This is a genomic window from Halostagnicola sp. A-GB9-2 (genome assembly GCF_030068615.1).
GTDB lineage: Archaea > Halobacteriota > Halobacteria > Halobacteriales > Natrialbaceae > Halostagnicola.
Window position 1 is genome coordinate 56,943 of record NZ_JASJOC010000005.1, and the last position, 21,078, is coordinate 78,020.

Consider the following 21,078-nt stretch of genomic DNA (forward strand, 5'->3'; position numbering starts at 1 on the left):
GTACTGCTACCCTAAATTTTCGAGCAGGTCTCGGGGACACCAGTCCACGGTGCCTATTTCCACTTTCTCCGATTTGGAATCGTTGGAGCAGGGCTCTGGCTGTTCACCGTTTGGGGTTCGATTCTGTTCGCGGTGATAGACGAGAAGACGAACGACTTCGCTCTCGCGCTCTCGAGCGGCTTCGGCGTCTTGATGATCTTCGAAGCGGTCAACGTTTTCGACGCGCGTCTCGGTGCAGTTCTACTGGCGCTCTCGTTTGGGTACCTGTTCGCTGGTGTCTCGCGGACAGTGGAGATACGGCCATCGTTGAGTTCATCCCGGAAGACCCCCCTATCCTGAGTGATTGGGTTCCCGTTCGATAGTGTGCCGTATTTGGTCAGGGAAACGATCTGGAACCGGTCTTTCAGAAGATTGATCAGGCCAGTCGCTGGGTTTCTTCCCTCTCTTCGTGCCGAACGTATCTGTTCATAACCTGATTGGACCGCATCCAAAGCATAACGATCATATGCCATTCCGAGGTAGGAATCACCATGAGTTCGCCAGAAGAGGGTATCGTGTATATCGCAACCGGCAGGAATTACATCGAGGAAGCTTGCCTCTCCGCAAAAAGTCTGAAAGAGCATAACGAAGATCTCCACGTCACTATCTTTTCGGATCGAACGTTCGACTCCCCGTATTTCGACCGAGTACGAAAGATTGAGGATCCCGATTATGATTTCGGTGATTCAGTTATCGATCCCGAGATGACCCCGTATGATCGAACACTCTTTTTGGATACGGATACGTACATCTGTGACGACATCACCGGGATGTTCGATATACTCGATCGGTTCGATATCGCCGCATCGCACAATCCTGGGAGTCGAAAAGACTCCGTTCCGGGCGGATACACGGCCTATAACGTCCCGGATGCGTTTCCACTATACAATACCGGCGTCCTATTGTTTGCCGATAATTCAGATGTCAGAGACTTCTTTTCTACCTGGTCGGATATCTACGAGAGAGCAAAACGCGAGACCGGATCCGGACTGAACCAACCGGCCTTTCGAGAAGCGTTGTATCACAGCGATCTACAGATAGCGACGCTTCCGTCGGAGTACAATCTACGCGTTCATTACGACGGCAGTGTCGGCTTTATGACCGACTCGGTGAAGATTGTACACGGGAGACACCCTGCCGGGCTCCCAAAAGTATCCAAACGCCTCAACGAACATACCGATATGCGTGTATTTTCGCTTCGGAAGTGGCCCCTCGAGATCACCACAAAACACCCTTCGTATCGCTATTACATCCGGAGTCTTCTCATCGAAGAGACAAAGCCCTACACGTTCCGAGGCAGAGTGTACGCGTCTCTGAAGGATCGTGGGGTTCGCGAGACCGCATCGCGGATAGCGAGAGACGTGAAGAATGCGTCACCCATCTGACTACCGTATTACTGATCGGACAACGTTCATCCCCTCTTTACGGTGACTTCGACAACTCGGGCCGATCGACGAGCACAGAAACGAGACCTGTGCTCATTTCGTCTCCGCTCTTCTCGCAACTTCGATCAGTTGCCGCCGAACGGCCGGCAATTCGACAAAATACCACCCGATCGCCGCAACGACGCTCCCAGTGAGCGCTACAACGGCTCGAGAACTGGCCTCGGTCGCTAGCACGGCCAGCGTTGCAATCGCAATTGCGACGGCGAACGCCCTCGTCGGCCGTCCTCGAGCGACCCGGTGGATCACCAGCAGGTATACTACGCCGAAGAGAACCGATGCGACCACGTCGACGAGGAAGTGGACGCCGAGGACGAGTCGTGAGAGGCTGACAAGCATGACGACCGTTCCGGCGAGTGCGAATCTCGATGGCCGGGTCCTGACCGACGACCACAGTGCGAACCCACCCCAGAATATCGTCGCCGACATTGCATGACCGCTTGGGAATCCGTGTTCGCTGGGTGAGATTACGTGCAATTCCGCCGGCGGCCTCGGAAACGCAAACACTCCTTTGAGGAAAACGACCAGTGCGAGCCCGCCGAATACGGCCGCGATGAACGAGACCGTACGGTTCGAACAGAGCGGTTTCTCCTCGGTATCCCGAGCAATCGTCCACCCGACGTCTGTGAGGTACAGTAGCCCCAGCACGGGGACAATGAACGCCAGGTCGCCAAGTAACGAGAGTCCGACGAACCCCTCGAGCGCCCATTCGGGGACAGTCTCGCGGAGTCCCTCCGTTACTCCTATTCCGCGGCTCATGGACGTGATGTAACAGTCAATCGGTGTGTGAATTTCGATTCCGTTCGATGGCCGAGCGTGTGTACCATCAGCGAGCCGTGTTTGCTAACGTGTTGGCTGAACCAGCCCCGGCTGGGCATCGATTTGTCGCCCAGCAGTGTACGATTCTTGGGACCCTCACTGGCGGTATTTTCGAAGACAGCTGCCGGCGGCCCGGAGTTAAAGCCATCTCCAGGGCCACAGTCGTCATCAGGAGCGCAAAATTTCATTATCCAATCACAACACGCTGATTCCCAAAAACGTATCGTCTTGACTATATCTTTGATCGGTTGTCCGGCTTTCAGAGATCGTCATCCCCCCGCTCAACGATCAGTGGTCGTCGAGGAAGGTTTTCGTTTCGTCACCGAATGGCTGGACTCCGTTCCAGTTCTTCTCAATCCATCGCCGCCACCGCTTTCGGATCTTGAAGCCGGTCCTCCGCCTCGTCGCGGTCCTCGGGATAGCCGACGTCTATTCGCCAGCCCTCGAGGCCGATTGCATCGATCGTTCGGCCGGACTGAATCAGGAGGTCGATCGCCTCGCTGATTTCGTACTCCCCGCGGTCGGAGGGTTGAACGAGGTGGCAGGCGTTGAAAATCGCCGGCGTGAACGTATAAAACCCGGTCATCACGAGGTTTGACGGCGGTTCGTCGGGCTTTTCGACGACGTCGGTAATTTCGCCGTACTGGTTGGTATCACAGACTCCATATCGGGAGGCTTCGTCCCAGGGTACTTCCTCCACGAGGAACGCCGCATCTGCGCGCTCTTCGCGCTGGCGACGAACGACGTCCTCGAGATTCGCCTGAAAGATATTGTCGCCGAGAATCAGCATGAAGTCGTCGTCGATGTGTTCTTCGACGGTCAACAGCGCGTGGGCCAGCCCCTGTTGTTCGCGCTGGTGGGCGTACGTAATCGGTACGCCGCGGTACTCGTCGCCGTAGTGGTCGATAATCTTCTCCTTGAGGTAGCCGACGACGACGACGAATTCGTCCGCACCGAGTTCGACCAACTGGTCGAGACAGTGGGTGATAATCGGTTCGTCGTCCACCTCGACGAGGCCTTTCGGCTTGTCTTCGGTTAGCGGGCGGAGCCGCGTCCCTTCGCCAGCGGCGAGGACAACTGCTTGCATTGATAGTAATTGACTCTTCCCAGGTTACAATAACGTTCTGATTTCGGTACTGTTCGTTCCCGGTATCACAACGTTCTTGCATATAGCTCTAATCTCCCTATTCAATGCATATCTCCGTCATCGGCAGCGGATACGTCGGAACGACGATTGCGGCCTGTTTCGCAGAACTCGGTCACACTGTTACGACAATCGATATCGACGAAGAGATCGTTGCGGCGCTTTCTGCAGGGCACGCACCGATAGACGAGCCGGGTCTCGAGGACCTTCTTGAGAGCCACGCAGGTGACAGTCTCGAGGCCACGACCTCCTACGATGCCGTCGTCGAATCGGATGTGACCTTCCTGGCGATCGGTACCCCTTCCAACGACGACGGGAGCATCGACCTCACGGCGCTCGAAGCCGCCGCTGAAGCGACCGGCGAAACCCTCGCCGACAAGGAAAACCGCCACCTGGTCGTCATCAAGAGTACGGTCACGCCGACGAGCATCGAAACCGTGCTCGAGCCTGCAGTCACTCGAGGGTCAGGAGGGAACGAGAACATCGAGGTGGGGATGAACCCCGAGTTTCTCCGGGAAGGAAGCGCCGTTTCGGATTTCATGCAGCCGGACAAGCTCGTCTACGGAACGGATTCGGAGTGGGCGACGGAACGATTACACGCGATCTACGAGCCGTTGCTTGCGGATCACGACGCCCATATCGTCGAAACAGATCCGGCGACCGCTTCGATGATCAAGTACGCGAACAACGCCTTCCTCGCCTCGAAAATCAGCCTGGTCAACGACCTCGGAAACATCTGTAAGGAATTTGGTCTCGACGCCTACGAAGTGATGGAAGCGGTCGGCCTCGACGACCGTATCTCCGAGCGGTTCCTCCGAAGCGGCGTCGGGTGGGGCGGGTCGTGTTTCCCGAAGGATGTCAACGCGATCATCGCGGCCGCACGCGAGGAGGGCTATGACCCGGCGCTCCTCGAGGCGAGCGTCGAGATCAACGACCGACAGCCGGAACGGATGCTCGAGCTGTTGGAACATCACGTGGCTCTCGAGGGGAGCCACATTGCGGTTCTTGGCCTGTCGTTCAAACCGCGGACGGACGATATCCGAAACTCTCGAGCGATTCCGGTCATTGAAAAACTACAGGATCGCGGTGCCGAGGTCGTTGCGTACGATCCCGTCGCGGTCGACCCGATGCGCGAGCGATTTCCCGACGCCGAGTACGCGAACTCGGCGGCCGAGGCGTTAGACGGCGCGGACGGCGTTGCGGTCGTTACCGACTGGGACGAGTTCGCGGTGTTAGATAGGGAGTTCGACGCGATGGACGAACCGGTCGTCGTCGACGGCCGTCGGATCGTCGAGCGACGGGACGGCATCGTCTACGAGGGGCTCACGTACTAAGTCGTTTCTCGAGATCCCCTATTCACCGCTAGCGGAAATTACTGGCAGGAAGGTCGGAGATCCCCTCAAACGCGCCCAACGTTTGTTGATGACTCCGTACAGCTACTCATTCCTATGTAACCCACTACACGAAAAGTTTCAGTATATTCGGATATTATAAAAGCACTATATGTCGCGATGGAATCGTTCACTCGCATGTCCGATACTTCAGACAGCAGTGACAAAACGGATGATCGATCGATCGTTTCGGCTAACCGGCGGACCTTCATGGGCGCAGTGGGGGCGATCACGGGCGCGAGTGCACTCGGCGGATCTGCGCTGGCGAACGATGACGGTAGCGAGACGGAACTCAGCGGCGGCGACAGTCGGTCGGGGGACGCACATAACGCGATCGTCGTTATCCCTGACGGGGCAGGCCAGGCCCACATCAGCGGTGCTCGATACCTGAAGGCGTGGCGGGAAGATCCGGAGGAGTTCCCACTGAACATTACGCCTGACGGAACGTCCCTCAACGTCGACCGCGCCGAGCAGATCGGAGGAATGAGCACCCAACCCGACGATCCGGATCAATTGATAACTGACTCCGCGGCGGCGGGGACGGCGATGGCGACGGGGACGAAGATCTATTCCGGTGCAATCAGCGGAATCGGAACGGAAGAAAACTTCACACCGGTGCGTACGATCCTGGAAGCAGCTCACGACGCAGGGATGGCCACCGGCTTGGTGACGACCACTGAGATCACCCATGCGACGCCTGCAAAGTTTGCCTCCCACGTCCCCGATCGGGGGATGGGCGAAGAGATCGCTCGGCAGTACGTCGAGAACGCGACCGTTGACGTATTACTGGGTGGCGGAAAGCACCACTTCGATCCGGAAGAGCGAGAAGACGGCGAGGACCTGATCGCCTGCGCTCAAGAGCAAGGCTACCAGTACGTCGAGACTGACGACGAACTCGACAGCGTCGACTCGAGAAAAGTCCTCGGGTTGTTCGGGAGCGAAACTGACCGGTCGACTCACATGAGCTACTACGTTGACCGCGAGTATGTCGGGGATACGGACGAACCTGATCTCGTCGATATGACCGAGATGGCGATCGAGACGCTTTCGAAGTGCGACAACGGATTCTTTTTGATGATCGAATCCGGCCGGGTTGATCACCAGGGTCACGCCCACGACAACGCGATCACTCACGAACAACTCGAGTGCGACGAGGTGTTCGGGACTGTTCTGGACTACGTCGAGGATCCTTCGACGCCGGAGACGTTTGCAATGCAGGTCGCCGACCACGAGACCGGCGGAATGTCACTCGGTGCGGACGCGTACGACATGGATTGGGAGGCGATCGACAATATTCGCGCGAGCCTCGAGTATCTCGACGACGCGATGGACGACTATCAGGGTACTGACGAAGTCGCCGAACTCATCGAGAAACGCACCGGCCTCGAGCTCAGTTACGGCGAGTTGATGGATGCAACAGGCGGTCAGCTCACCGACGTGCTCAATGCTCGCACGCAAATGGGATGGTCTTCCGACTCGCATACGGCGGAGGAAGTTCCGGCCTACGCCCACGGACCGAACGCCGAATTCTTCGGTCGATACTTCGACAACACGGAGGTTTCAGTCGGGATCGCAGACGTACTCGGCCTCGAGTTCGAGCCCGGTCAAGAGATCGATTACGAGTACCAAGAATGATAGATCCTGATTCGAATGCTTTGAGATCTCCCTGAAAGAAGCCGTGTACAACCTTTTTTCGTGGGTTCGGGACAATATTGATTGAGTCGTTAATGACCTCATGAACGAAATCGACCACCTCTTTGTTCCCTTAACAGCCGAGGGTCATGTACAAATCTGAGTCACGGTCTCAAGAAATATATTTCATTGAATGAATAGCGTGGATGCTATGAAGTGCTTGATTTGGTAGACTCTCACGCTAAGATTGACGCAGAACGTGTTCAAATGATCCGTATTGAACTGCCCATGTGGTTTTATCAAGTCGTGAATTTGAATCACTGTTAGTTATTGAGAAATTATTAGGTGGAATAATTACCAATAATATTTCTTTCTCCCATATACTGTTGGATCCAAAGACTTATTTAGTTTAAAACTCGAACATGAGTGAAGAAGAACCAATATGGGCAATGAGTCTGGAGTTATACGGCCAGCCGAATCGAATATAAATAACCAATGGCCGTTTACCCTCAAACGGTATGTGATGGCTATTACATTAATTGGTATAGGGTTGGCGATACTATTCGCTCCAATACCGCATATTGGACAACCAATTTATATATTATATTCCTCTCCGCTATTCCTCCTATTGCTATTAGGATGGTATTTTGGACGAACAGGATTGGCAACATTAGCTCATTACAAACATCGGAAGAAAAGTAAGATTTCTATTGATGGAGATTTAGGTGATAGAGATGCTACACCGTCAGTATCATTTCTCACACCAGCATACAATGAGGCGAAAGACATTGGTAGTGTCGTTGAAGCTATCAGCAACTTAGACTACGATGGAGATATTGAGACAGTAGTAGTTGATGATGGTTCTGAAGATGGAACATGGTATGTTCTAAAGGCGCTAGAAGAGGTGTATCCTAATCTAAGGGTATTCACACAAGAGAATGGAGGATCTGCTTCAGCAAGGAATACCGCTCTCACAAAAGCAACGAATGAAATTGTCATTAGCCTAGACGCAGATACAGTATTACACAGTAATTCACTGAAGGAAATTGCTCGACACTTCACATCAGATGAGATTGTTGCTGTTGGAGGAAATGTCTCTGTAGAAAATAGAGATCACTGGTGGGCAAAGGCACAAATCTTCGACTATGCACTAGCAATGGAGATTGGACGAATGTTCCAAAGTCGATTAGGATATGTCCTTTGTCTTAGTGGAGCATTCGGTGCATTTCGAAGAGAAACGTTGATAGAAGCAGGTGGGTGGACAGATCATTGGCTCTATTCAGACGACTTTGAAGTCTCTGTGCGTATGCATGAATATGGAAAGATTCGATATACTCCATCTGCTCAAGCAGATACCATCGTTCCAACAACATTCAAAGGTTGGTTTGATCAACGAAAAACATGGGCACAGAGAGGGATTTCAGTCATGCTTCTGCATCATAAAAAACAACTGAACTTTAAAGAAGGGATGATTGGAATCATTGGATTACCTCTTAGAGCATTGCTTACATCTTTGATTATTATTGAAGTGATACTTTTCCTACTTACAATAGCTATTGGTCCAGAACCATTCTTCCAATCAGTAGGGTGGGTATTGGCAGTTGGAATGTTCAGTATGACTGGCTTCTGTGCTATCGTTGTTGGTATCCTCTCTGTCCTCATAGTCAATGATCAACCGATTGATTACGGTGGATGGGTTATTGCATATCTCTTAATCTACCGACCTCTGCATGGGTTTGTACGTCTCTATGGATTTGGACAAGCCATTTGGTGGGAGATCAGTAGCTTTGGTGGATCACTTCGATCTAACCCAACTCACTATCTTCAGGAGAAGGTGCTCTCAAAGCAGAAGACTGTCGAAACTGCTGATTGAATGATGTAGAATACATTAGAATTAATTACCCATTTTAGGTATAGGGAGTTGATCAAGAGCGGTATCAATCGCTGTTGTGAGTTCAGAATGTGAGTCAAATACTGGTTGCTAAGCGCTGATCAGAACTGTCTCCAGCACTCCCCGACCGGGTTTAGTTCAGGGGGATATGCTGGCAACCTCACGAAGGCGAGGTCGTCACGGGCCGCTAGATCCGTTACGGCCGACGCCTGAAAGTACGGCGCTCAATCTAACACAACGATCAAGTCATCTTTGAATTCCCCAAATATTCTGAGAAGGGAATGTTCCGCGTGATCGGCGGTAACGTACTCTTCAAATCGAGAGAAAAAGTGATCACCGTCCTCGGAGATCGCGCCTAGCAGACACGTCCAGTCACGTGTCCGGATAATTCGACAGACGGCCGCGTTCCGCGAGGAAACCACATGGCACGCGACTCAGCTTGCACGGATTTCTTGGTTTGATCGGTACAGACTACTGTGGCGTCCATTTCCCGCCGCTTTTTTAAGCAACCGCCGACAACCCGGGATTGAGTACTCGACATTGTACATCTCGTCGAGATACTGCTGGACGAGCGCCGGCGCGTCAACGCCAACTTCTTCGGGAGATTTGTGGACCATTTCTTCGAACTCTTTTCACTTTTGTTCTGATATCTTTCGTTTTCTCCCAGGTTGATGCACATAAGCAACAGCCTGCTCAAGCGACTCGTCAGTGTCGAGTCCTTGAGCCAGCTATAGATTGTCCGTCTTTGTACGTCGTACCACTCGGCTAGTTCAGTCTTCGTAAGACCGTTTTTGTATGCTATTGCTGCCAATAGCCGTTGTGTTGGCTTTTTTCCTTCCACCTTGTCGAGGGCTGTTTGTAATTCCTCGACAGAGATTTCGTCGAGATGCTCCACTGCATTCAACAACAATGACTGAGTAAAAAGTTCTAACGGCTATTATAGTGATTCAACACAACCTTCAACGATAGCAGAAATAAGGCGCCCCATCTATTCTCGCACGGAGTACGATTGGCCCGTCCAACCTGATGTCAACTCATCGCGTATCGGCGCGATTTCTCACGGGTGTCCATATTGGTCCCGCCCAGACTCTTCTTGTTCTGGCCCCTGTTGGCGGATTTCGTACACTCGCTCACGCGGAATTCGCATGATTTCACCGCCGCGAGTGGACTCGCTCTTGAACCGCCAGACTCCGGATGTCGATTCGTATTCTAACTTCTCGACCATTGTCGTCTCGGACCCCGAGGGTGTCTCGTATGTGATCGTTTTAGCGCTCATCATTATAGTCGTTGCTCAGCGGTAAAATAACGGTTTATAGTAGTGATACTGTGAGCAAAAGAGAAATATTGAGAAGCGACTAGGCGCCGCGAAGCAAGGACCGAACGATGGATGGTGTTCGAATTTTGGCGGGATCCGTATTCATTTTACCGTCCGAGTCGTACGATCTAGTTGCTTGTTCGATGATGCCTCTCTTTCTCGTCTGTTTCTGAGATGTATTTTGTGTTCATAGTGTGAATCTATATATTTTGCAGTCATTATAAAATATGAACGGGGTTGGGATCGAACGAATGTCTTAACTCTAGCCGATTGAAGTCCTTCTAACTATGTATGTAATATATCTATGTCAAACACAAAATTAGCATATTTGTTAATTAATTCAAATCTTCTAATGTCTCCTTCTAATATTAGATGCGTTATCTTCGGGATCTAATTCTACTTAGCTCGTAGTTGTGGAATTTTGAGAGGTCGATATAGTGTTGTTTAATATAAACAATTAGATTACGTTAGAAATAACTTATCTCGAGACTAGCACCCGTCCGACGGACCGAACAGTCGGGCTTCGTCTTCCCACGGCGTGGGAACTCTCGACGCGTGAAATATCCGTGCGGGACGACGTATCGACCATGGAAGCAACCCCTCCCCGACCGGACGACGAAGTCAGGCGGGCGGTTGTCGACGGCGTTCGAACCGTCCGAATCCCTGGCGGCGATCCGATCAGCGAGCAACTCCTCGAGGAAGTTATCGTCGAGGACGGAATCGTCACGTTCGTGGTGAACTTCGGCCGACTCGACCAACCCATGGCGAATCGGCTTACCGATCAGTTACGGGGTGTTGCCCTCGCGACGCCGGATGTCGAACACACTCGAGTCGAGGCGGTCGAGGCGGAGGCACCCGAAACCGGGTTGCCGGTCACGGGAGTCGAGTCGCTGATCGCTGTCGGAAGCGCGAAAGGCGGCGTCGGGAAGACGACGATTGCGGTCTCGCTCGCGCGAGCGCTCGATGCGGCAGGGCTAGACGTCGCCGTGTTCGACGCCAACGTCCACGCACCCGATGCGCCGGATCTGCTGGATACGGAAGGGCCCGTCCAGTCGACGCCTTCGGGAAGTCCGATGCCCGTACTGGCCGACGGGATCGAAGTTATGAGCGTCGAACTGATCGCCGAGGACGGACCGGTCGCCTGGCGCGGAGCCATGGTCCACGACGTCGTAACCGATCTGCTCGGCAACGCCGTTTGGGAGGGCCGAGACGTGTTGCTCGTCGATCTTCCACCCGGAATCGGCGAGGCCGTGACGACCCTCGTCCAGCAGGCCCCGCTTGACGGCGGATTGCTCGTCAGTACGCCCACCAGCGCGGGCGCTCGGTCGACGGAACGAACCGGTGCTCTGTTCGAGGCCTACGGCGTTCCGACGATCGGCGTCGCCCCGAATATGGTTGCGACCGAGGGCGAGGATCTCGAGTCTCCGTATGCGTGCGATAGTCGATCTCTCACGAACGAGATCGACTCCGTCGATCCGGTAAACGAATCACTCGAGCCAATTCCGTTCGATCCGGCACTTCGCGATCCGCTGACGATGGACGTCGTCGAGCCGTCGACGCCGGGGGAGGAGGCGATCGTCTCACTCGCAACGTGCGTACAGGAGTTTCTCTCGGGGTCGACCGGACCCGAGGTGCCCGAGGAGGCCGTCGATCTTCGCGGACTTCCACCGACGAGCGTCCGCCGGCAGGCGATCGCCGAATTCGGCGTCGCCGACGACTCGCCGGTCTCGATCGTGATGCGCGGAGATGCGGAAGAACTCTCCGAGGTGGTCGAACAGCGCCTCGAGTACGACGGGCGCTCACTCGCGCGAACGACGATCGACGACCTCGGCCGCGACGGGTGGCTACTTGAACTCAAGGCCGAAGCCGACGCATCGACTCCATCGACGTCGGAGCCGGCGGCGTAGTCGTCCGAGGCGAGCGGTACTTGCGACAACGCTTCGGTGGATTTCTCCCTCGTATAAAGCACCGTTATTCGGTGGGTTTTGGCCGAGCAACCCCCAGAACGTGGGAAGAGCCGATTTTAGTTAACCAATAGGCCGCGGAGTTTTGCCTGTGATGGCATACGGACAATCCACGACCGACCGGCACCGCCCGAAACGGCGGACGAGGGAATCGCCATCCGACTCCCCGCGCTCTGGATATGGGGTGGGACGATGAGCGAGTCGGACGATGGCCGAACGAGCGGATCGGATGCGGACGGCTTCGATCTGACGCGGCGAGAACTCGGTGCGGCCGCCGTGGGCGTCGCCGGGGCGTCCGGGTTAGGACTGCTCGGCCTTCGTCGACTCACGAGCGACACCGACGAAGAGGACGACGGTCCCATGAATCCATTCGAAGAGTACCCTAACCAGGGGTGGGAAGAGCACTACCGCGACGTGTGGGAACCCGACGACTCCTACATGCTCACGTGTACGCCCAACGACACCCACAACTGTTACCTCGAGGCGTCGATCAAGAACGGCGAGATCACTCGCCTCGGTCCCTCGATGAACTACGGCGAGGCGACCGATCTCGAGGGGAACGAGGCGACCCAGCGCTGGGATCCGCGGGTCTGTAACAAGGGGCTGGCGATGATCGAGCGCTTCTACAGCGAACGCCGAGTGAAAGACCCGATGGTCCGGGAAGGGTTCATGGAGTGGGTCGAAGACGGCTTCCCGCGGGACGACGACGGCTCCATGCCCGAAGCGTACGCCAACCGCGGCGAGGACGACTTCATCCGCGTCGACCACGAGGCGGCCTACGACCTCGCTGCGCGGACGTTCCTCGAACTCACCGAGTTCTACAGCGGCGAGTCGGGGATGCAGTCCCTCCTCGAGCAAGAGTACGACGAGCGCGTCGTCGAACAGACTCAGGGCGCGGGTGTTCGTTCGATGAAGTTCCGGGGCGGGATGCCCCTACTCGGGGTCATCAAGCTCTGGGGGCAGTACCGCAACGCGAACTCGATGTCACTGTTGGACAACTACGTCCGTGACGTCGACGAAGACGAGGCACTCGGCGCGGTCGGGCTCGACAACTACTCGTTTCACACCGACCTGCCGCCGGGCCACACGATGGTCACCGGCCAGCAGACGGTCGACTTCGACCTCTCGAGCGTCGAGCAGGCCGACCACGTCGTCGTCGCCGGGCTCAACTTTTTGACGACGAAGATGGCCGACTGTCACTGGTTGACCGAGGCCCGACTGAAAGGGACGAAGGTTACGGGAATCTTCACCGACTACAACGCGACCGCCTCGAAGTGCGACGAACTGATTACCGTCAGACCCGCCACCGACTCGGCGCTGTTCCTCGGCGCGGCACGCGTGCTCATCGAGGAGGAACTGTACGACGAGGACTTCGTCCGTCGGTACACCGACCTCCCCCTGCTGGTCCGCATGGACACCAACGAGATGCTTCGCGCGAGCGACGTCTTCGAGGGCTACGAGCCCGGGGAGTTGGAGAAGACCCGAACCGTCAACGGTGACGCTGGCCGGCCGGATGCCGGCTCGCTCAACCTCGACGAACAGATCATTACCAAGGACTTGCGCGGCGAGTGGGGCGACTTCGTCGTCCGCGACGAGGAAAGCGGCGAGTTCGAAGCGGTTACTCGAGATGACATCGGCGACGACTTCGACACGCAGGCGTCGCTCGAGGGTAGTTTCGAGGTCGAGCTCGCGGACGGCGCGAATTCGTCGGATTCGCAAACGGCCGGCGAAGCCGGCGATGGAGAGACCGTCGAAGTCCGGCCGGTGTTCGACCTGATCAGCGAGCACTTGCTCGAGACCTACGACCTCGAGTCGGCCGCCGATGTCGTCGGGACGGACCCCCAGGCCGTCGAAAACTTGGCCCACGACTTCGCGGATAACCGGGAAGAGACCCTCGTGCTGACCGGTATGGGGCCGAACCACTACACCAACGCGGACCAGAAGGACCGCGCGGTCTTCCTGCTGGCGTCGCTGACGCGAAACGTCGGCTATCAGACCGGCAACGTCGGAAGCTACTCTGGCAACTACCGCTCGGCGTACTTCAACGGGCTTCCGAACTATTCCGACGAAGACCCGTTCGACATCGAACTCGATCCGGACGAGCCAGCAAGTGTCGACCAGCGTTACGACGAACAGTCGGCGCACTTCTATACGAACTTAGACGAGCCCCTCGAGGTCGACGGCGAGTACTTCCAGGGCGACTCGCACATGCACACGCCGACGAAGTCGCTGTGGGTGTCAGGGTCGAATTCGATCCTCGGCAATGCGAAGGGTGCGTACAAAATTATCGAGAAGATGCTTCGCACCGGGAAGATCGAGGCCTTCTTCACCAACGAATGGTGGTGGACGATGACCTGCGAGTACTCCGATATCGTCTTCCCGGTCGATTCGTGGGCCGAACACCACGTCAACGACATCACCGCCTCGGTCACCAACCCGTTTATTACGACGATGCCCGAAACTGGGATCGATCGGATCTACAACACCCGAAACGACGCCCAACATTACAAGGGCGTCGCCGCGGAGCTTGCGGAAATAACTGACGACGACCGATTCAACGACTACTGGGAGTTCATCGACGAAGACGACTACCAGGCGAAACCGTACCTCCAGCGGATCATCGACAACTCGAACACCGTCTCCGGCTACGATGTCGATGAGCTACTCGAGGACGCTGAAGAAGGGACGCCGGCAATCATCATGACACGGAGTTATCCCAAGCGAGTCGGCAACGAGCAGATACAGGATGACGACCCGTGGTACACGAAATCGGGTCGCCTCGAGTTCTTCCGCGAGGAGGAGGAGTTCGCCGAAGCGGGCGAGAACATCCCGCTTCATCGAGAACCGATGGACGCGACGCCGTACGAGCCGAACGTCATCGTCGACGACAGCGACAGCCCCGTGATTGACCCGGAGACGCCCGAAGACCGGGGCTGGGATAGCGAGGCGAAAGTCCAGAGCACGAACGACCGACAGGTTCGCAACGTGATCAAGTCCCCGAGCGAACTGGTCGACAGCACGCACCCGCTGACCGACCTCGACGAGGGCTATGATTACGTCTACATGACGCCGAAGTACCGCCACGGGACCCACACCTTCGCGAACGCGCTCCCGAATATTGCGGTCTGGTGGGGCAACTACGGTGACATGGGTCGAAGAACGGAGCGAGATAGCTTCGACGAGCGAAAGCCCTACATCGGTGAGGGCTACATCGAGATGAACCCTGAGGACGCCCGTTCGGAAGACCTTCAGGACGGCGACTACGTCTGGGTCGACGCCGACCCCTCCGACCGCCCGTACGAGGGCTGGAAGGAGGGAGACGAAGACGGCGAGTACGCCCGTGCGATGATGCGGATTCGGTACCAGCCGAGCCTCCCCCAGGGTGTGACCAGGAGCTGGATGAACGTCAACCAGACGTCGCACAAGACCTACGAGGCACAGCAAGAGCGCGAGGACGGAATGGCCAAAGCCGAGGACACGAGCTACGTTTCGCTCTATCGGAGCGGTGGCCACCAGTCCGCGACGACGACCTGGCTCCGCCGGACGTGGTTGACGGATTCGATGCCGCGGAAGGATCTCGGCGGGATGAATCTGAACGTCGGCTTCGAGCCCGACGTCCACGCGGCAAACGGCGCGCCGAAGGAAGCCTTCGTCAAGATCGACAAGGCCGAAGACGGCGGCGTGAACGACAACGGCGAGCCCGAAGGCGCGTGGGAACCCGTCGACCGCGGGATCCGACCGACCCAGGAAGACGATACGATGGAAGACTACCTGAGCGGCGGCTTTGCGAGCGAGTCCGACGACTAACATCGAGGTGAATACAAATGGCGCAAGTCTACAATTGGCAGATCGGACGAGAAATGGAATTCCCGTACGCCGAGTCCCGACCGGATCGACAGTGGGGCGCGGTGTTCGATATCAACAAGTGCATCGCGTGCCAGACGTGTACGATGTCGTGTAAGACGACCTGGACCCACGGCGAGGGCCAGGAGCACATGTTCTGGAACAACGTCGAGACGAAGCCCTACGGCGGTCACCCTATCGGCTGGGACAAGGAGATTTTGGATCAGCTCGGAACCCAGAACTGGGGTTCTGACGGCGTCTACGAGGGTGATACGATCTTCGAGGCCAACGACGTCGACTGGGACGACATGCTGATCGACGACGAGATCGCCAACCGACACGGCGAAGACATCGTCGGCTACCGTCCCGACGACGAAGACTGGGCTCACCCGAATCTTGGCGAGGACGAACCCGCCGGTGAATCGTTCGAGTCGGACACGCACATCCCCGAAGACGAGCAGACCCACCCGATGTGGTTCTTCTACCTGCCTCGAGTGTGTAACCACTGTTCGTTCGCGGCGTGTGCCGGCGGGTGTCCGGTTCAGGCCGTCTACAAGCGAACCGAGGACGGGATCGTTCTCATCGACGAAGATAGTTGTCAGGCGGTCCAGGAGTGCGTCCGTGCCTGTCCCTACGGCAAGTCCGTGTTCAATCCCGCCGAAAGCAGATCCCAGAAGTGCGTCGGTTGCTACCCGAAAATCGAACAGGGGATGGTTCCGCAGTGTTTCGAAAACTGCCTCGGAAAGATCCGACAACACGGCTGGGTCAACCCGCCAGAGGAAGCCGATCCGGATAATCCGGTCGACTTCATGGTCCACGAGGCTGAGGTCGCCCTGCCGTTGTATCCGCAGTTAGGTCTCGAGCCGAACGTCTACTACGTTCCGCCAACCAACGTCCCCACCGACTACCTCTTTCAGATGTTCGGGCCGGGCGTCGAGGAAGCCAAAGAGACCTACAGGGCGGCCCGCCGGGGCGACGAGGAACACCGCAAGCTACGCGGCCTCCTTCACCTGATGGGATCGACCGAGTGGCGCATCGAGCAGTTCGAGGTCACCGGCGACGAGGCGATCGGCTACGACGAGAGCGGCTCGACCGTCGCTCGCGTCCCGATGGAGGAACCGACCTACGAGCGCGACCGATACGACGAAGATAACGACGTCTACCGCCTCGACGTCACGTAACCGTCTTGTAATATTGATCACGATGACTCCAAATACACACGTCCACCGCGCACGATTGTACAAGCTCGCCTCGTTGGCGTTCGACCGGCCGGACGATGACCTCGAGGATGCGCTGGTTTCCGGCGAGTTCGCCAATCAGCTAGTCGAATCGGCCGCGGCGCTTGCGGACGACCAACTTTGCGATCACGCGGAGGCGGTCGTCGAGGCAGCACCGACCGATCCAGATCGCGTCGACGAGCGCTACTCCGACTGGGCGACACTGTTCGGCTTCGAAAAGGGCGGCGAAATACAGCAGTATCAGATCGAGTACGCCCCCGGAACCCTCGTGACCAGCACCGACACGCTGGCGGATATTTCGGGATTTTACAAGGCGTTCGGACTTTCGCTCGAGCCGGACAAGCGCGAGCGGTCGGATCACCTCTGTCTCCAACTCGAGTTCCTCTCGCACCTGTCTCTGCAAACGGCCGCTCTCGAGCTCGATGGAGATGAAACCGGCCTCGAAATCGTTGCAGACGCCCAAGGTGCGTTTCTCGAGGATCACCTCGGTCGCTGGATTTCTCGGTTTAGCGAAACGATGCGAGAAGACAGCGGGGTCGAGTTCTATCGAACCCTCGCCGAACTGATCGAACGACTCGTGGAACTCGACACCGAGCGGTTCGACGTCGAGCCGGACGTCTTCGCTGAAACCCCGCCGTCGCCGCTCGAGGATTTCACCGACGAGGACGGGACCGATTTCCGCTGTGGGACCTGCGGTTCGACGCCGTCGCCGGCGACAGACACGGAGGCCGGTCAAGGACATGCGGAGCCCGGCCAACAGCACCCGGAGCCGCAGCCGCCGCGAGGCGATCGGACGGGCCCGTACTGATGTGTCGGTGAACCGTTTTACAGATTGTTGGGGCAATTCACAGCCGTCAATGAGCGCCGTTCGGTAGAGATCTGGTTGTCGTACCCGTTCGATACGGCTCTCGGTTATTCCCTCTTTCAGTAACGACGCACCAGTCATTATCGCAGTAATTATTACCCAACGTATGACCGTCTACGACGGAACGTCAATCTCTATTCTGTCGTACGAGTAGCCGTCTGAACGCTTCGGGAGATAATTTGCTCGAGAAGTAGCCGGTGGCGACGAAAGCGGAGGAAGTGCAACGAGAACCCGACCCGAACCTCCTCCTCGAGAATCCACAAAACGTCGGATTACGCTGAGTACGAGAACCACTTCGGAGACCGACTTGCGTGCCGATTGCGTCTCAGTTCAAGTCCGGCGAACGGTCCAATACTCAGGACGGCAACGGACACAGACTCGCCGTGAAGATTACCGTCTCGTCGGTTTCGTTTCGCGCGCCGTGTTCTGCGCCGCGCGCGTGCTTGACGACGCCCGGTGCCGCAATTTCCTCGGTCTCTCCGTCCCGGATAACGGTTACGGTCCCCTCGAGCACGTGAAAGACGTTCGTGCTGTCGGGGTGTTCGTGTGGCTCGAGTGTCGCGCCGGGACCGAGCGCGAACGCTTTTACGAGCACGTCGTCGGTCACGACCAGTTCTGCGGTTTCGATCGCTTCCTCCTCCGGTTCGAGCGCTGCTGTCGCGTCCGCGTAGCTGTCGAGTGCCATAGTGTTCGTACCGTTCGACGAGAAGGGTCCCGTCCACTATGAGCGTACTGGTCGCGGTACCGTCGTTTCCGAACCGACACCACGCGGCTCTCGTACCATGCGTCCGTTCCGAGCGCGCGATGACAACTATAAAGAGCGTGTTCGCCCTTGCTCAATCCACTGAAACGATGGTAATCGACCAGGAGACCGAAATGACCGAGGCGGAAATCGACGGCTTTCTCGGTCACCACGAGACGGGGGTGTTATCGCTCGCTCGAACCGATGATCCCTACGCGATCCCGATTTCGTACGGGTACGACGACGAGGAGCGGGTATTCTACATGCGGTTGGTATCGACGCCAGAAAGCGAGAAACGGGCCTTCCTCGAGTCCTCGCCGTCGGCGCGGCTCGTCGTCTACGCCGAGCGGGACTCGACGTACCGGAGCATCATCGCGACGGGCGCACTCGAGAGCATTCCGCCGTCGGAGCTGTCGCCCGAACAGATCGCACAGTACGGCGACGCGAAACGACCACTGTTCGAAATCTGGGCGCAGGGAAAACAGGACCTCGATATCGACCTCTATCGCCTCGAGCCGGAGTCGCTGAACGGGAGACAGACGGAAATCGATCGAGCGGAGTAGGGCGGACAGCTGTGCTGTCGAAATCGCTCAATTCGTCCGTTGCTCGGCGGCAAAATCCGCGGCCGTTACGTCGGCACTGCAAACCGGACACCCGTGTGTCAGCGTCGCATCTCGCATCGACTCGTTGACCTCGATCGTTTGTTCACACTCCGGACAGGTAAATTCGTATCTGCTCATGGGAGAGGGTGTACTCGTCTGTATTCTCGGTCGTCTACATTTATAGCTCCGCGTCCATTACATATAGGGTTCCGGTTTACTGCCGATCGCCTGTAGTTGCCACAACGTTCTTTATTCATGACTCACCGTTAGGCGGAATCACCCGTCCTCGTACTTGAGGATCGCATCGAGCAGTTTCGTCTGTGCGGCCGCGAGATGTTCGGTGAAGGTTGTCCCGGTAATCTCGAGTTCGTCGGCGACCTCGCCGGCGTTTGCCCGTTTCGGATGTTCGAAATAGCCCATTCGGTGGGCCGTCTCGAGGACCTCCAGTTGTCTAGTAGTGAGCGTGCTTCGGTCAACGAAGACGAGATTCTGCTCGGTGCGATCCTGTTGTGACTGGAGCAGTCGCTGGACGTCGAGGTTTGAGTAGCGGTTCTGTAGATCACCGATAATCGCCTGTAATCCTTCCATGTCCGGTGCGTGGAAGGTCAAAAACAGCGACGACTCCTGCGTTCGAACGTCGATAACGGGTGAATCGTGCGTTTCGATACACTCGCACGGACACCCGCGTCCGAGGTCGCGTTCGAACCGGTACACTTCGCTCGAGCCGTACGAAAAGATCGGCGACGGTTCGACGTCAGTATCGAACTCGTCAGGATATTTGTCGGCTTCGAGCATGAATTCCTCGGCAACACGCTCGGGCGCGTCCGGGTTGGTACTCTTCGAGACTGATTGGACGTTCCCGCCCGCCACTTTCGACGCCTGTGTGACGACGCAGTCGACCGGGTCGTCGAGTCTCACCTCCGCGCGGATCCCCGAAGCCATTTGCTTCACTTCGGATTCGGGCCTACCTAAACCCTGTGTCCGGAAGTGACCGTCATATTCGTCAAAGAGCAGAGGCGCCCGGGGCTATTCCCCTCCCCATATAAAGAACCCTATATTTATGGGGATTCAATTGGTGACCGCTGGGCCGGTACTAGTAGTCAAGACAATGGCCGCGACAAACTCCACGACGAACCAACGATGCCCAGCAACCGATGATTCTGCCGATGCAGAGACGGTACTTGGTGTCCTGAACGACACCGCCTGTCGAGCCATCCTCGAGGCTACGACCGAGGACACACTGACCGCAACGGAGCTTTCCGAGCAGTGTGCGATTCCGATGTCGACGGCCTACCGAAAAGTCGAAGAGCTGGCTGGGGCCGGTCTCCTCGAGGAACGGGTTCGGATCAACACCTCGGCAAAACACGCGACGGAGTACCGCAGATGTTTCGACGAGGTACTCGTTTCAGTTGACGGCGGCGACCTCGAAATCGAGATGACGAACGATGACACCGAAAACGAGGCCGGACGTGCTTCGCATTCGCCGATCGGGAAAACTGAGGCCGAATCCGATTCCAGCTTTCCGTACGCGGTTGCTGACGACTGAAGTCGATACAGTCGGTACGCAGTTGTGTTTGAACCCGACAGGAAACGAGAACGACTCTTTCTGGGAACGTACGATCGTATTTCCGCGAAGACGCGAGCGATTTCTTCGAAGACTATGACCGCTCTCCCTCGAATCCCCAGGAAATGTGCGCCCAGAGGCGTTCGTAGCCGTAGTACGTCCCGGTTTTCAACAGGTTCGTAGCGATACCGATGTTAATCGAATCGGTTACGCTTCCCGTGACGACGAACGCAACCGAAATCGTGACGACTATCATCAACAGCCGGTAGGAAATCGTTTTGACGAGCGTGCGTGAGTGTGCCTGGAACGCGGATCTGGAAACGAGGGCAGTGTACAGTGTCGATCGCATCGGGTTTCACCTCCTCTCGACCGCTCGAGTTATAGCCACTCGAGACACGTCTTTCTGGAGCTGTCGGTCGTCGATCTGAGATCCGATGTATCGACCCGGAAATCGATTGCGACCGATGCTCCAATACCGTCGGCTGCGAACGTCGACCCTCATTCTTTGTCACCTGTCCGTAATTGTATGAACGGGAATTGCTAGCGATCATCGTTACTTCTCACGGTTCGGGAATTTTCGAACCGTG

Annotated in this window: 18 protein-coding genes and 2 pseudogenes; 12 read left to right on the forward strand and 8 right to left on the reverse strand. The window is 56.6% G+C overall.

Annotation, left to right across the window (positions count from 1 at the left end; translation table 11 throughout):
• Positions 1-132: 132 nt before the first annotated feature.
• Both QNM96_RS13710 and QNM96_RS13715 read left to right on the forward strand, forming a co-directional pair.
• The gene (locus tag QNM96_RS13710; protein ID WP_283837022.1) at positions 133-339 is read left to right on the forward strand and encodes a hypothetical protein; all 207 of its coding nucleotides are present in this window, start codon (positions 133-135) and stop codon (positions 337-339) included.
• 191 nt (positions 340-530) lie between these two features.
• Positions 531-1,424 carry a hypothetical protein gene (locus QNM96_RS13715; RefSeq protein ID WP_283837023.1) on the forward strand — a complete coding sequence of 298 codons (894 nt, stop codon included), beginning with the start codon at positions 531-533 and terminating at the stop codon, positions 1,422-1,424.
• Between the two features lie 93 nt (positions 1,425-1,517).
• Here the strand turns inward: QNM96_RS13715 and QNM96_RS13720 are convergent, their stop codons facing one another.
• Both QNM96_RS13720 and aglF read right to left on the reverse strand, forming a co-directional pair.
• Positions 1,518-2,240 (reverse strand): phosphatase PAP2 family protein, encoded by a 723-nt coding sequence (locus QNM96_RS13720; protein ID WP_283837024.1) that lies wholly within the window; start codon positions 2,238-2,240, stop codon positions 1,518-1,520.
• Positions 2,241-2,652: 412 nt separating this feature from the next.
• Positions 2,653-3,387, reverse strand: a complete 735-nt coding sequence (gene aglF, locus QNM96_RS13725) for a UTP--glucose-1-phosphate uridylyltransferase AglF (RefSeq protein WP_283837025.1) — start codon at positions 3,385-3,387, stop codon at positions 2,653-2,655.
• 104 nt (positions 3,388-3,491) lie between these two features.
• On the opposite strand from aglF, the gene aglM reads away from it, so the two are divergent.
• From aglM to QNM96_RS13745, 4 genes and pseudogenes are all read left to right on the forward strand, one after another.
• Positions 3,492-4,778: a UDP-glucose 6-dehydrogenase AglM gene (aglM, locus tag QNM96_RS13730; protein ID WP_283837026.1), complete on the forward strand. Its 1,287-nt coding sequence runs from the start codon at positions 3,492-3,494 to the stop codon at positions 4,776-4,778.
• A 195-nt stretch (positions 4,779-4,973) separates the two neighbouring features.
• Positions 4,974-6,470 (forward strand): alkaline phosphatase, encoded by a 1,497-nt coding sequence (locus QNM96_RS13735; RefSeq protein WP_283837029.1) that lies wholly within the window; start codon positions 4,974-4,976, stop codon positions 6,468-6,470.
• Between the two features lie 22 nt (positions 6,471-6,492).
• Positions 6,493-6,630 (forward strand): annotated as a pseudogene (locus QNM96_RS13740) (IS701 family transposase); the annotation flags it as partial.
• Between the two features lie 279 nt (positions 6,631-6,909).
• A complete protein-coding gene (locus QNM96_RS13745) occupies positions 6,910-8,340 on the forward strand; it encodes a glycosyltransferase (RefSeq protein ID WP_283837030.1) in 1,431 nt (476 codons plus the stop codon).
• 21 nt (positions 8,341-8,361) lie between these two features.
• Here QNM96_RS13745 and QNM96_RS13750 read toward each other — a convergent pair.
• Positions 8,362-9,253 (reverse strand): annotated as a pseudogene (locus QNM96_RS13750) (IS630 family transposase).
• A 162-nt stretch (positions 9,254-9,415) separates the two neighbouring features.
• Entirely contained in the window at positions 9,416-9,634 is a 219-nt protein-coding gene (locus tag QNM96_RS13755) for a hypothetical protein (RefSeq protein ID WP_283837031.1), read from the reverse strand.
• A 626-nt stretch (positions 9,635-10,260) separates the two neighbouring features.
• Here QNM96_RS13755 and QNM96_RS13760 point away from each other — a divergent pair.
• The 4 genes from QNM96_RS13760 (at position 10,261) to QNM96_RS13775 (ending at position 17,526) form a co-directional block, all read left to right on the forward strand.
• Complete coding sequence (locus QNM96_RS13760; RefSeq protein WP_283837032.1) at positions 10,261-11,580, forward strand: P-loop NTPase; 1,320 nt, start codon at positions 10,261-10,263, stop codon at positions 11,578-11,580.
• Between the two features lie 249 nt (positions 11,581-11,829).
• The gene (locus tag QNM96_RS13765; RefSeq protein ID WP_283837033.1) at positions 11,830-15,444 is read left to right on the forward strand and encodes a molybdopterin-dependent oxidoreductase; all 3,615 of its coding nucleotides are present in this window, start codon (positions 11,830-11,832) and stop codon (positions 15,442-15,444) included.
• A gap of 17 nt (positions 15,445-15,461) precedes the next feature.
• Positions 15,462-16,661 (forward strand): 4Fe-4S dicluster domain-containing protein, encoded by a 1,200-nt coding sequence (locus tag QNM96_RS13770; protein WP_283837034.1) that lies wholly within the window; start codon positions 15,462-15,464, stop codon positions 16,659-16,661.
• A gap of 22 nt (positions 16,662-16,683) precedes the next feature.
• Positions 16,684-17,526 (forward strand): molecular chaperone TorD family protein, encoded by an 843-nt coding sequence (locus tag QNM96_RS13775; RefSeq protein ID WP_283837035.1) that lies wholly within the window; start codon positions 16,684-16,686, stop codon positions 17,524-17,526.
• A gap of 412 nt (positions 17,527-17,938) precedes the next feature.
• Here the strand turns inward: QNM96_RS13775 and QNM96_RS13780 are convergent, their stop codons facing one another.
• A complete protein-coding gene (locus QNM96_RS13780; RefSeq protein ID WP_283837036.1) occupies positions 17,939-18,268 on the reverse strand; it encodes a cupin domain-containing protein in 330 nt (109 codons plus the stop codon).
• Positions 18,269-18,435: 167 nt separating this feature from the next.
• On the opposite strand from QNM96_RS13780, the gene QNM96_RS13785 reads away from it, so the two are divergent.
• Positions 18,436-18,888: a pyridoxamine 5'-phosphate oxidase family protein gene (locus tag QNM96_RS13785; protein ID WP_283837037.1), complete on the forward strand. Its 453-nt coding sequence runs from the start codon at positions 18,436-18,438 to the stop codon at positions 18,886-18,888.
• 27 nt (positions 18,889-18,915) lie between these two features.
• Here QNM96_RS13785 and QNM96_RS13790 read toward each other — a convergent pair whose 3' ends face one another.
• Positions 18,916-19,065 (reverse strand): FmdB family zinc ribbon protein, encoded by a 150-nt coding sequence (locus QNM96_RS13790; protein ID WP_283837040.1) that lies wholly within the window; start codon positions 19,063-19,065, stop codon positions 18,916-18,918.
• 138 nt (positions 19,066-19,203) lie between these two features.
• Positions 19,204-19,869, reverse strand: coding sequence for a helix-turn-helix domain-containing protein (locus QNM96_RS13795; RefSeq protein WP_283837041.1), 666 nt, complete (start codon positions 19,867-19,869; stop codon positions 19,204-19,206).
• Positions 19,870-20,035: 166 nt separating this feature from the next.
• On the opposite strand from QNM96_RS13795, the gene QNM96_RS13800 reads away from it, so the two are divergent.
• Positions 20,036-20,473 (forward strand): helix-turn-helix domain-containing protein, encoded by a 438-nt coding sequence (locus tag QNM96_RS13800; RefSeq protein ID WP_283837042.1) that lies wholly within the window; start codon positions 20,036-20,038, stop codon positions 20,471-20,473.
• 112 nt (positions 20,474-20,585) lie between these two features.
• On the opposite strand, the gene QNM96_RS13805 is transcribed toward QNM96_RS13800, so the two are convergent.
• Positions 20,586-20,840: a DUF2061 domain-containing protein gene (locus tag QNM96_RS13805; RefSeq protein ID WP_283837043.1), complete on the reverse strand. Its 255-nt coding sequence runs from the start codon at positions 20,838-20,840 to the stop codon at positions 20,586-20,588.
• Between the last annotated feature and the right edge of the window lie 238 nt (positions 20,841-21,078).

What these genes read in the sequence shown, in the direction of transcription:
- QNM96_RS13800 (WP_283837042.1), top strand. Translation starts at nt 20,036, where the DNA reads ATGGCCGCGACAAACTCCACGACGAACCAACGATGCCCAGCAACCGAT.
- QNM96_RS13795 (WP_283837041.1), bottom strand. Translation starts at nt 19,869, where the DNA reads ATGGCTTCGGGGATCCGCGCGGAGGTGAGACTCGACGACCCGGTCGAC.
- QNM96_RS13805 (WP_283837043.1), bottom strand. Translation starts at nt 20,840, where the DNA reads ATGCGATCGACACTGTACACTGCCCTCGTTTCCAGATCCGCGTTCCAG.
- QNM96_RS13780 (WP_283837036.1), bottom strand. Translation starts at nt 18,268, where the DNA reads ATGGCACTCGACAGCTACGCGGACGCGACAGCAGCGCTCGAACCGGAG.
- QNM96_RS13745 (WP_283837030.1), top strand. Translation starts at nt 6,910, where the DNA reads ATGGGCAATGAGTCTGGAGTTATACGGCCAGCCGAATCGAATATAAAT.
- QNM96_RS13785 (WP_283837037.1), top strand. Translation starts at nt 18,436, where the DNA reads ATGGTAATCGACCAGGAGACCGAAATGACCGAGGCGGAAATCGACGGC.
- QNM96_RS13755 (WP_283837031.1), bottom strand. Translation starts at nt 9,634, where the DNA reads ATGAGCGCTAAAACGATCACATACGAGACACCCTCGGGGTCCGAGACG.
- QNM96_RS13775 (WP_283837035.1), top strand. Translation starts at nt 16,684, where the DNA reads ATGACTCCAAATACACACGTCCACCGCGCACGATTGTACAAGCTCGCC.
- QNM96_RS13770 (WP_283837034.1), top strand. Translation starts at nt 15,462, where the DNA reads ATGGCGCAAGTCTACAATTGGCAGATCGGACGAGAAATGGAATTCCCG.
- QNM96_RS13790 (WP_283837040.1), bottom strand. Translation starts at nt 19,065, where the DNA reads ATGAGCAGATACGAATTTACCTGTCCGGAGTGTGAACAAACGATCGAG.
- QNM96_RS13720 (WP_283837024.1), bottom strand. Translation starts at nt 2,240, where the DNA reads ATGAGCCGCGGAATAGGAGTAACGGAGGGACTCCGCGAGACTGTCCCC.
- aglF (WP_283837025.1), bottom strand. Translation starts at nt 3,387, where the DNA reads ATGCAAGCAGTTGTCCTCGCCGCTGGCGAAGGGACGCGGCTCCGCCCG.
- QNM96_RS13735 (WP_283837029.1), top strand. Translation starts at nt 4,974, where the DNA reads ATGTCCGATACTTCAGACAGCAGTGACAAAACGGATGATCGATCGATC.
- aglM (WP_283837026.1), top strand. Translation starts at nt 3,492, where the DNA reads ATGCATATCTCCGTCATCGGCAGCGGATACGTCGGAACGACGATTGCG.
- QNM96_RS13760 (WP_283837032.1), top strand. Translation starts at nt 10,261, where the DNA reads ATGGAAGCAACCCCTCCCCGACCGGACGACGAAGTCAGGCGGGCGGTT.
- QNM96_RS13715 (WP_283837023.1), top strand. Translation starts at nt 531, where the DNA reads ATGAGTTCGCCAGAAGAGGGTATCGTGTATATCGCAACCGGCAGGAAT.
- QNM96_RS13765 (WP_283837033.1), top strand. Translation starts at nt 11,830, where the DNA reads ATGAGCGAGTCGGACGATGGCCGAACGAGCGGATCGGATGCGGACGGC.